This window comes from Glutamicibacter sp., assembly GCF_035257265.1.
Lineage (GTDB): Bacteria > Actinomycetota > Actinomycetes > Actinomycetales > Micrococcaceae > Glutamicibacter.
Map to the genome: position 1 here is coordinate 124,632 of NZ_DATEXC010000058.1, position 9,821 is coordinate 134,452.

At 56.4% G+C, this 9,821-nt stretch carries 10 protein-coding genes; 7 read left to right on the forward strand and 3 right to left on the reverse strand.

All coding sequences use genetic code 11. The annotated features are described in order from the left end of the window. Positions 1-111 precede the first annotated feature (111 nt). Together VJ369_RS17005 and VJ369_RS17010 are read right to left on the reverse strand one after the other, a co-directional pair. Complete coding sequence (locus VJ369_RS17005) at positions 112-252, reverse strand: methionine/alanine import family NSS transporter small subunit (RefSeq protein WP_096256963.1); 141 nt, start codon at positions 250-252, stop codon at positions 112-114. 2 nt (positions 253-254) lie between these two features. Next, positions 255-1,862 (reverse strand): sodium-dependent transporter, encoded by a 1,608-nt coding sequence (locus tag VJ369_RS17010; RefSeq protein WP_324093180.1) that lies wholly within the window; start codon positions 1,860-1,862, stop codon positions 255-257. Positions 1,863-1,975: 113 nt separating this feature from the next. On the opposite strand from VJ369_RS17010, the gene VJ369_RS17015 reads away from it, so the two are divergent. The 3 genes from VJ369_RS17015 to VJ369_RS17025 are packed head-to-tail and all read left to right on the forward strand — an operon-like array spanning position 1,976 to position 4,345. Further along, positions 1,976-3,379, forward strand: coding sequence for a PucR family transcriptional regulator (locus VJ369_RS17015; protein ID WP_324093181.1), 1,404 nt, complete (start codon positions 1,976-1,978; stop codon positions 3,377-3,379). Between the two features lie 19 nt (positions 3,380-3,398). Beyond that, positions 3,399-3,833 (forward strand): hypothetical protein, encoded by a 435-nt coding sequence (locus VJ369_RS17020; protein WP_324093182.1) that lies wholly within the window; start codon positions 3,399-3,401, stop codon positions 3,831-3,833. Further along, positions 3,833-4,345, forward strand: coding sequence for an HIT family protein (locus tag VJ369_RS17025; RefSeq protein ID WP_324093183.1), 513 nt, complete (start codon positions 3,833-3,835; stop codon positions 4,343-4,345). The genes VJ369_RS17020 and VJ369_RS17025 overlap by 1 nt, the downstream gene beginning before the upstream one ends. A gap of 63 nt (positions 4,346-4,408) precedes the next feature. Here the strand turns inward: VJ369_RS17025 and VJ369_RS17030 are convergent, their stop codons facing one another. Next, positions 4,409-5,506, reverse strand: a complete 1,098-nt coding sequence (locus tag VJ369_RS17030; protein WP_324093184.1) for a polyprenyl synthetase family protein — start codon at positions 5,504-5,506, stop codon at positions 4,409-4,411. A 286-nt stretch (positions 5,507-5,792) separates the two neighbouring features. Here VJ369_RS17030 and VJ369_RS17035 point away from each other — a divergent pair, with 286 nt between their 5' ends. From VJ369_RS17035 to VJ369_RS17050, 4 genes are all read left to right on the forward strand, one after another. After that, a complete protein-coding gene (locus VJ369_RS17035) occupies positions 5,793-7,130 on the forward strand; it encodes an isochorismate synthase (RefSeq protein WP_324093185.1) in 1,338 nt (445 codons plus the stop codon). 156 nt (positions 7,131-7,286) lie between these two features. Beyond that, positions 7,287-8,081, forward strand: a complete 795-nt coding sequence (locus VJ369_RS17040) for an ABC transporter substrate-binding protein (protein WP_324093186.1) — start codon at positions 7,287-7,289, stop codon at positions 8,079-8,081. A gap of 98 nt (positions 8,082-8,179) precedes the next feature. Then, a complete protein-coding gene (locus VJ369_RS17045; protein ID WP_324093187.1) occupies positions 8,180-8,971 on the forward strand; it encodes an amino acid ABC transporter permease in 792 nt (263 codons plus the stop codon). A 13-nt stretch (positions 8,972-8,984) separates the two neighbouring features. Further along, complete coding sequence (locus tag VJ369_RS17050) at positions 8,985-9,767, forward strand: amino acid ABC transporter ATP-binding protein (RefSeq protein WP_324093188.1); 783 nt, start codon at positions 8,985-8,987, stop codon at positions 9,765-9,767. Positions 9,768-9,821 lie beyond the last annotated feature (54 nt).

Here is a 9,821-nt window from a genome sequence, read left to right on the forward strand (position 1 = left end):
ATCTACCGATACCGGCACAAAAATGAACTGTCTTCATAGTGCACATGCACAAGAAAGGCCTCCACCCCGCAAATCGAGGATTCGCGAGGTGGAGACCAGATGACTTTGCGGTTACTCGTTACCCGTTGGGGCGAGCTCTATATCGTCGTCCTGTTTCTCGGGATGACGGGATAGATTCCACAGGCTTAGCGCCAGGCCGCCCCAAATGGTCAGCATGGAGATGATCATGAAGGTAATTGCGATTCCACTCATGGCTAGTACTCTTTTCCAACTGGGTCAGGGAATTCTTCGGCTTCCACATCTTTTTGATGCTGTTCGAATTCCGGGTCATTCAGCTTGGAATTTTTACCCCAAGGAATAAATGACATCAATACCGCACCAATAATCAGCGCACCAGCCATGCCCCAACCGAAGACTCCGTTGAACCAGATGGGGTAGCCCGAGTAAGACTCGGTGATCTTGGTTTGGAACTCGTTGATCAGCATGTAGCCCAGCGCAGCCGGGCCGATGCCGCCAACCAGAACCATCCAGCCGGTGCCCAACTTAATCGAGCTGTGACGGTTCAGGTGCTTGGCCAAACGCGGCAGCATGCCAAGACCTGCACCGAAGACGATGACAAGCACCAATGCACAAGCGAGGATGCCGAACTGGTTCACGAAAGCGTCCAAGGTGTCCAACAAGTAAAGGCCCGTGGTCGTCGGGAAGAGAACCATCGAGATAAACGCCACCGGAAGGGTAACCACCAAAGTGGCGGACTTGCGGTTCCAGCCCAACTTGTCCTGGAACGCGGCAACGATCACTTCAAGGATCGAGATCAACGAGGTCAACCCCGCGAAGACCAGCGAGCCGAAGAACAGCACACCGATGACCGAACCAAATGGTGCGGCCGAGACAATGGTTGGGAAAGCGATAAACGCCAGGCCAATACCACTGGTGGCTACGTCGCCAACGGCAGAGTTCGCGTTGTAGGCCATGAAGCCGAGAGCTGCGAAGACGCCAATGCCGGCAAGCAATTCGAAGCTGGAGTTAGCGAAAGCTACAACGTAACCCGAACCAGTCAGGTCACTCTTGCGCCTCATGTAGGAGGAGTAAGTGACCATGATGCCGAAGGCTACGGATAGCGAGAAGAAGATATGGCCGAAGGCTGCAGCCCACACACCCGGGTTCTGCAACGCCTCGAAGTTCGGAGTGAAGAATGCGTTCAGACCGTCAATTGCGCCTGGCAGGAAGACCGACTGAACCACGAGGATCACGAACATCACGATCAGCAACGGCATGAAAATACCGTTGGCACGCGAGATGCCCTTATTGACGCCGGCCACCATGATGATGATCGCAACGAGCCATACGCCAAGCATCGGCCCGAAGACGCCACCGACGATATCTAAGGAGACACCGGCCTCAGGGGCAACCTGCAAGAAGTCTTCCATGAAGAAGCCTGAGGCACCGTCCGGGTTCTTATCCCAGGCCTTCGTGATGGAGAACCAGCAATACATAGCAGCCCACGCGATAATTGCCGCGTAGTAGATCGCGATCACGAAGCAGATGAGAACCTGCCACCAACCAAGCACTTCTGCTTTGCGGTTAGCGCGTCGGTACGCCAGCGGAGCTGAACCGCGGTAGCGGTGGCCGATCGCGTAGTCCAAAAATAGCAATGGGATACCCGCACAAAGAATTGCGACTAGGTATGGGATAAGGAATGCGCCGCCGCCGTTTTCGTAGGCGACGTAGGGGAAACGCCAGATGTTTCCCAGACCAACGGCTGAACCAATCGCCGAGAGGATAAAAAGCTTGCGTGACGAGAATGTCTCGCGCTTGCCTTCAGCGAGTGGAGCGCCCTTTTTCAAAGATGGAGTGCTCATGGCACTAAACTAGCCTAAATAGTTCACATTATGGGCAATTTTTTGATAACAATGTCCAGTATCTGAACAAGTTAGTTTTTCGGGAACTTTACCGGGCACTCTAGAATTGCCTTATGGCAATCACTTTACGCGCCCTATTGGCTATTGACGAGCTGGACTTACGTCCACTAAACGATCATTCCGCAGCCAGCAACACCGCAATCACCTGGGGCGCGGTTACCGAACTTCTCAACCCGGCGGACTTTCTCACGGGCCGTGAAATTGTCCTCACCACGGGGGTCCGGCAAAAAACAACTGCAAGTCAACGCGAGTTCGTGAAAACTCTTGCGGAGAACGATGTGGTGGCTTTGGGATTCGGCACCGGTTTGGGACATAAAAATGTTCCAGCAACAATCTTACAGACAGCAAACGAAGTTGGGTTGCCCGTCTTTGAGGTTCCATACCAAATTCCTTTTGCTGCCATCACCCGGGTCATCGCCGAGGCACTGAATGCCGACCACCTCAAACGCCTCGAACGCCTCCTGCGTTCGCACCAGAAACTGACGCGGGCGCTGCTCTCCTCAGATCTGCAAACGATGCTTAGCGAACTAGCGCGAATCCTCAACACCGATGTCGCACTGACCTTATACGGCGAATGCATCAGCGGTGATTTTGATCCGGAACGCGATTGGAATAGCCTGCCGGTAGCCACAGGCATCCGCGATAAATGCGTCCTTCACCTCGCCAAGCCCTATGCGGCAGACCCGCTCATCGAGTACGCACAGTCATTGATCGGTTTGGAAGTGGCCAACAACGCCCGGCTGCTCTCTTCAGAACGCCAGTCCAATGGGCAGGTATTGGCGGATCTGGCAGCGGGCACACTCACCGGAGCGGACGCGGCGGTCCGCGTAGGTGCACTGGGACTGAACCCGAAACGTGAACATGCGGTAATCCTCATCCAGGCCGCCACACAACCAGAACGCTTGCATACCCTGCCGCTACCGGCCGAGCTCAGCTCAAAGGTCTCGGTGATCGTGGAGGATCGCTTAGCGATTATTGTGGCGCACAATCAGCTCCAGGCGTCGGTGGCTCGCTTGGATGCATACCTCAGCGACGCCGGGATCACCGCCCGGGTTGGTTATGGCGGACGCTACCCCAACACCACAGGCATCCGCTGGAGCTATTTTGAGGCACTGGAAGCACTGAGTCATGGTGATCGTGTTAATGTTCCAAATAAGTTGTCATTGACTTCGCTTTTGCTTGCCGCGCGTGATGTGCCACTCCAAGACCTCGCCGAAGAGGCCCTAGGCCCCATCAGAAAATTTGATGCAACTCACGATTCGGATCTAGAACACACTCTGCGCGAGTACCTAAATCGTGATGGTTCGGTCGGTGCAGTCGCCGAATCACTAGGGTTGCACCGCAATACAGTGCGCTACCGATTGCAACAAATCGCCGAACTATCCGGATACGATCCGAACATCACCAGTGATCGAGTCCAGCTGTGGATCGCGTTGAGCGCACTTGAACTGGGCTAATTCTCGATAGGATAAAGACATGGCTGACATGTTTCTTGAGAAGTTCCGTTCCCTCGTCCCAAAATACCTTGAGGACAAGTGGAATGAAGCTGACGGGTTGAATGCCCAGGAGCTGGCCGAGGGCCTAGCCCAGTCCGGCGTCTCGATCCCGTTTGTCCTCGAAGAGTTCTACCTCGCGGTAGGTAACAACGAAGACTTCACCGAGGCCTACCACTTCTTCTTTGATCCAGAAGAACTGGAAGTTGACGGGGAATACCTACTCTTCCTAGAAGACGAAGAAGAAAAATACGTGTGGGGTTTCAAAACGTCCCAGCTTTCGGTGCCAGATCCAATCGTTTACCGCCGTAATAATTCGAAGGGAACGTGGACCAGCGAAGAAGGTACCTTCAGCGAATTTACCTTTGACATGTTCAGCTGGGTCTTTGAAGAACTAGCAGCTGAACTGGACGACTAGTGCTCCATAGCTCCCACGAACCTGCGGACTATCAGTGCCCGTTTTGCGAATTGCTCAACGACCAGCCTTTTAGCCCAGATAATCTGTGCGCGCCCAGCGACCTGATTTATCGCACGCCTTTGGCAGCCGCCATCATGGCTTGTGATGGCTTCGGAAACTATGGCGGTCACGTGATGATCATTCCCACCGCCCACTTGGAGGCGCTTTATGATCTGGATGAGCAAACAGGTTCTGCCATCATGTGGGAAACCAAACGTGTCGCTTTGGCGATGAAGTTGGCGTGGAATCCCGCGGGAACCAGTACCAGGCAGCATAACGAGCCGGCAGGCAATCAGCATGTCTGGCATTATCACCAGCATGTTTTTCCGCGCTACGCGGACGATGAGCTGTACCGCCAGCTACGCCACCGGGTCCCAGTGGAAGACCGCGCACGCAAGGCCCTGGAGCTTCGTAGCGCTTTGTTCTCCGCCGAGCACCCCTACCGGCTGAGCGACGCCGACGTGGTTCGCTAAAAATACTTAAACAAACGCTGCCTGCTCTTCGGAAGAAGAACAGGCAGCGTTTGTGCTTAAGATTTAGGCCTCGCGGGTGACTACCGCATCAGCGAAGGAAATCAGCGCTTGCTTGATAGTTCCTTCGGGAAGCGGCGCAAGAATCTGAATCGCATCATCTGCCCATCGGCGGGCTACGTTCCAGGCTTCCTGGGTTGCCGGGTGCGCGGCCACGGCGGTGACCGCCTGCGCCAAAGCTTCATCGGTGCTCAGGTCCGCGTCGACCAGCTTCACCGCGGCTTGCGCCTGGGCGTCACCGTGGTCGGCTGCCTGACGCAATAGCAGGATCGGGAGGGTTGGGACACCTTCACGAAGATCGGTGCCGGGGGTTTTGCCCGAGTCTGATTCTTCGGAAGCGATATCGATGACGTCGTCGGCAACCTGGAAAGCCACACCGACCTTTTCGCCATACTCGCGCAATACCTCAACAAACTGCGGGCTGCCGCCAAATCTGGCGCCGAATGCTCCGGAGGTTGCCAGCAATGAGGCGGTCTTATCGCTGATCACCTGAATATGGTGGGTGATCGCATCGTCATTCTCGCGTGGGCCAATGGATTCGTGCAGCTGGCCTAGGCACAACCGTTCGAAGGTTCGCGACTGCCAGCGTACGGCTTCGGGGCCAAGCTCGGATCCGAAGACCGAAGCGCGGGCGAAAATCAGGTCGCCGGCGAGGATCGCCACGGAGTTGCCCCACACCTCGTGGGCGGTGGGTGCCCCGCGGCGCATCGGCGCGGAGTCCATCACGTCATCGTGGTAAAGGGTCGCCAGATGTGTCAGTTCAACCACCGCGGCGGCCTTGATCACGTCGTCGTTGATGCCGTCGCCCAAAAGCGCTGTGAGCAGCACCAGCAGTGGGCGCACGCGCTTTCCGCCAGCCTCGACGAGGTGGCGGCTGGTAGCATCAATTAGCGGGTCCGAGTTGGCTATCGCGTCTCGCAGTAGCTTCTCGACTTTGGCCATACCCACGGAGATGGCAGGGCCAAACTCCGGGTCTTCGGCAATCAGCGCGAAGCCCGACGGAAGACTTATGGCCGCAGCAAGTACCGCGGTTTCAGGATTCAGCTCAATCGAGTCGGACACCTCGTGGCCGGCTGCGGTCCAGTTGCTCTTGGAATCAGTCACTGTTTTACGGCTTACTTATCTTTCATCGGGTTGGTCATCGCAAAGAACGAAGACTCCTTGCATGCCAAATGCACGCAAACTTCACTCTAGCCGATGCTTACCACTGAGCGTCTTCGGGCACTCCGCAACCGCCGTTGATGACCGGCGGAGCACCAGAACTGTATTCGTCCCTGAGTTTACCGGTTGATCCATAGTGTGCGACACCAACCCGCTGCATCTCACATGGGTGAGCAGTAACACCTAGCGCTGACCTACGCCGGTGCGCCGCGGTAGGCTTAGCCCTATCATGTCTGCCGATTCGACCGCTCTCACCCCCAGCGCGCACCAATCCCCGGCACCGGCTTTGACCAGTGTCACCTTCAAATTCCAGGATGCCGCGCAGTCACTTATTTCCGACTCTTTAAGACACCACGCGCTGGTGTGGACACGAAATGGAAATGGCCTCGTTGGATTCGGCGTGGCCGCCCAAATCCATACTCAAGGTGAAGAGCGCTTCGCTCAGGCACGGGCGTGGTTCGCGCAGCTCATCAAGCTAGCGCAGATCACTGACCCGATCACCCGGCCGGGCAGTGGACTAGTGGCTTTCGGTTCCTTCGCTTTTTCTTTCACCAGCTCCTTCGCCTCCCGTTTGGTGGTCCCCGAAGTGGTACTCGGCAAAGATGGCGAGCAGGCCTGGATTACCGTGACCGGCACGGCCGAAAAACTTGCCGGGATGCAGTTTGCCGACGCGTTGGCGCTCGCCGAGGCCAAGCTGGCGCAGGCGGCCATTGATGCCGGCGCTCCGGGTGAAATTGAACTAACCACCGGACAGCTCACCGCAGGCTCGTATTTGGAAGCAGTCACCAAGGCGCTGGGTCAGTTTGAAGATCGTGGCATCTCCAAGCTGGTCTTGGCTCGCGACATTGTGGCCCGCAGCAGCTCCCCGATTGATCTGGCCAGTGTATTGCGCACGCTGACAGAGCAGTACGGCAATTGCTGGACCTACGCCGTAGATGGCTTGGTGGGTGCAACCCCTGAAATGCTGGTACGTGTCACCAACGGTCTTGCCGAGGCACGGGTCTTGGCTGGCACCTTGGACCGTGCCACCGCCGGGGCAGACGCAACCGGGTATGCCCATGCGCAGCTCTTCGAAGACCCTAAGCAACGCCACGAGCATCAGCTGGCCATAGATTCGCTCACCGAATCTTTGAACCCGATCTCGCACGGCATGCAGTCCCCGGATGAACCTTTCATTTTGCAGCTACCCAACGTCTGGCATCTTGCCAGCGACGTGCGTGCCGAATTACGCGCGGATGCCGACGGGCAGTTGCCCTCCGCATTGGATGTCGCGGAGATTTTCCATCCCACTGCAGCGGTGTGCGGAACTCCTACCAAGCCGGCCGGAGTTCTGCTGCGCGAATTAGAGGGTCTGGACCGCGGCCCTTACGCAGGTCCGGTGGGTTGGGTTGATAGCCGTGGCGATGGAGAGTTTGGCATCGCTTTGCGCGGCGGCATGCTTGAAACCGAGAACATGATGCGGCTGTACGCCGGGTGCGGCATTGTTCCCGGCTCGGTGCCAGAGGCAGAACTTGCCGAATCATGGGCAAAGATGCGTCCGATGCGCCAAGCTCTGCAGGCCGAATAGGGTCCTGTGCATGGTGCTTTTTCACTGATTCTGAGCATAAGTAATACTTACGCTTGAGCCGACTTGTGTGATGGAAATCTCGGTCTAGTGCGTCCGTGGTTATGATTGTGCCTACGCACTGATCCACTCGCATTACCGAAAGTAGGTTCTGATCCTATGCGTCGAATCAAGAAGAACTTCGTCTCCACGCTCGCCGTCTCCTCGGTGGCACTACTAGCACTGACCGCATGCGGCTCCTCCGGCGGAAGCGACAGCCCCTCCGAAGAAGCAGCTTCCGGATTCCCGGTCAACGCCGGAAAGTTCACCGTCTGCTCCGATATTCCTTACGAGCCCTTCGAATTCGTCAAGGACGGCAAGAACGTCGGCTTCGACATGGACATCGCCGCCGAAATCGCCACCGATGCCAAGCTGGAACTAAATGTCATCGATGCTAGCTTCGACTCGATCGAATCGGGCTTGTTCAGCGTCCAGTGCGACGTGGCAATCTCCTCGGTCTCCATCACCGATGCGCGCAAGGCAAAGATGGACTTCTCCACCCCTTACATGGACGACGATCTGGTATTGATCGCCGCCGACGGGTCCGGAATCACCGACATCGAGTCCGCCAAGGGCAAGAAGGTCGGCGTTCAGCAGGCAACCACCGGCGAGAAGTACGCCAAGGAACAGGGCTTGAAGGACACCATCGGTTACGAGGATGCGGGCCTCCAGACTCAGGCACTTCTTGCAGGTCAGGTCGACGCACTGCTGGGTAACCAGTCGGTGCTCGGCTACACCATCAAGGACAAGCCAGGCTACAAGGTAGTCGCCGACTTCAAGACAGGCGAGCAGCTGGGCGTGGCAGTTCCGAAGGACAAGTCCGGCACCCTGGATCTTGTCAACGGCACCCTGAAGCGTCTGACCGATGCAGGCACCATGGAAGAACTGACTGTGAAGTGGTTCGGCGAGAAATAACCCTCCGCCACTAACAGTTTTCAAAGCGAGCGGGGCATAGGCCGCAGACCAACGGTGTTGGGCCTATCCCCCGCTCCCTTTATGAGAGGTAATTCAGCATGGCAATGACCACGAGTCAGCGCGCCCGCATGAGCAAGACCATCCAAATAGGCATTTTTGTCATCGCCATCGTTGCCGTCATCGCGGCCGTGGACTGGGATAAGACGGCATACGCTTTCTTCTCCTTCGACCAATTGGGACCGATGTTCCCGGACATGATCCTCATCGGTCTGAAGAACACCATTTTCTACACCATAATCTCCTTTGCTTTCGGCCTCGTTCTGGGTTTGATTTTGGCATTGATGAAGATGGCTTCTTTTGCACCATACCGGTGGTTTGCCACGGCATTCATTGAATTCTTCCGCGGCATTCCGGCCATCCTTGTGCTGTTGGCCTTCGGTTTTGGTCTGCCTCAGGCATTCGGAACTAACTGGCCGCAGCCGGTCAACGTGATGTTCGCATTGGGTCTGGTCTCTTCGGCATATATCGCAGAAACCCTGCGTGCAGGTTTGCAGGCTGTGCCTAAGGGACAGACCGAAGCTGCTCGCTCTCTGGGTATGCCAGCATGGCGGGCCATGGTTACCATCGTGATCCCGCAAGCCTTCAAGATTGTGCTGCCACCGATGACCAACGAAATTATCCTGCTCACCAAGGACACCTCCTTGGCGTTCATTCTTGGTGCATCTTTCGCTCAGTATGAGATGACCAAGTTTGGTCGCGACGGCATTTCCTCGCTTGACGCAGGTATCACCCCACTGGTTGTCGCAGGCCTGTTCTACCTGGTGATCACCATTCCATTGAGCCTGGTTGCCCGTAAACTTGAGTCACGTAGCACGCGGACCAAGCGATAGTTAGGAATAGAGAATGACGACTCCAAACAATGAGCTTCGGGTCAAAGCCTCAGGCGTAGACATTGCCGGACTACGCAAGTCCTACGGCTCAAATGAGGTACTCAAAGGCATCGATCTGACAGTCAAGCCAGGCGAAGTGGTCTGCCTGATTGGCCCCTCGGGTTCGGGCAAGTCAACGCTGCTTCGCTGCGTCAACCTGCTTGAAAAGCCAAACGGTGGAACCATCCATGTAGCCGGCTTCGAGACCACCGACCCGGAGGTGAATCTGGATAAGATGCGCCAAAATGTGGGCATGGTATTCCAGCAGTTCAACCTCTTCCCGCACCTGACCGTGCTGGAAAACTGCACGGTGGCACAGCTGAAGGTACTCAAGCGCAGCAAGCAGGATGCCGAGAACACGGCGCGGGAGAACCTGGAGCGGGTAGACCTGGGAGACTTCGGAGAACGCTATCCAGATCAGCTCTCCGGCGGTCAGCAGCAGCGTGTTGCTATTGCCCGCGCGTTGTCGATGGAACCATCATTAATGCTCTTTGATGAGCCCACCAGCGCCTTGGATCCAGAAACCGTGGGTGAGGTACTTTCAATTATGAAGAACCTCGCAAAATCAGGCATGACCATGCTTGTGGTTACCCACGAGATGAGCTTCGCCAAGGAAGTAGCAGACCGTGTGGTCTTCATGGACGGTGGCGTAGTAGTGGAGGAAGGCAAAGCCGCGGAAGTCATCGGCAATCCGCAGCAGCCGCGTACGCAGGACTTCTTGCGACGCGTACTTGATCCAACACACGTGGATATCTAGGCTCTAGAAACTCTCAACAACTGTGGCGTGGAATCGGTAACACCGATTCCACGC

Coding starts and splice junctions, on each gene's coding strand:
- VJ369_RS17005 (WP_096256963.1), bottom strand. CDS start 252: ATGAGTGGAATCGCAATTACCTTCATGATCATCTCCATGCTGACCATT.
- VJ369_RS17010 (WP_324093180.1), bottom strand. CDS start 1,862: ATGAGCACTCCATCTTTGAAAAAGGGCGCTCCACTCGCTGAAGGCAAG.
- VJ369_RS17015 (WP_324093181.1), top strand. CDS start 1,976: ATGGCAATCACTTTACGCGCCCTATTGGCTATTGACGAGCTGGACTTA.
- VJ369_RS17020 (WP_324093182.1), top strand. CDS start 3,399: ATGGCTGACATGTTTCTTGAGAAGTTCCGTTCCCTCGTCCCAAAATAC.
- VJ369_RS17035 (WP_324093185.1), top strand. CDS start 5,793: ATGTCTGCCGATTCGACCGCTCTCACCCCCAGCGCGCACCAATCCCCG.
- VJ369_RS17040 (WP_324093186.1), top strand. CDS start 7,287: ATGCGTCGAATCAAGAAGAACTTCGTCTCCACGCTCGCCGTCTCCTCG.
- VJ369_RS17045 (WP_324093187.1), top strand. CDS start 8,180: ATGGCAATGACCACGAGTCAGCGCGCCCGCATGAGCAAGACCATCCAA.
- VJ369_RS17050 (WP_324093188.1), top strand. CDS start 8,985: ATGACGACTCCAAACAATGAGCTTCGGGTCAAAGCCTCAGGCGTAGAC.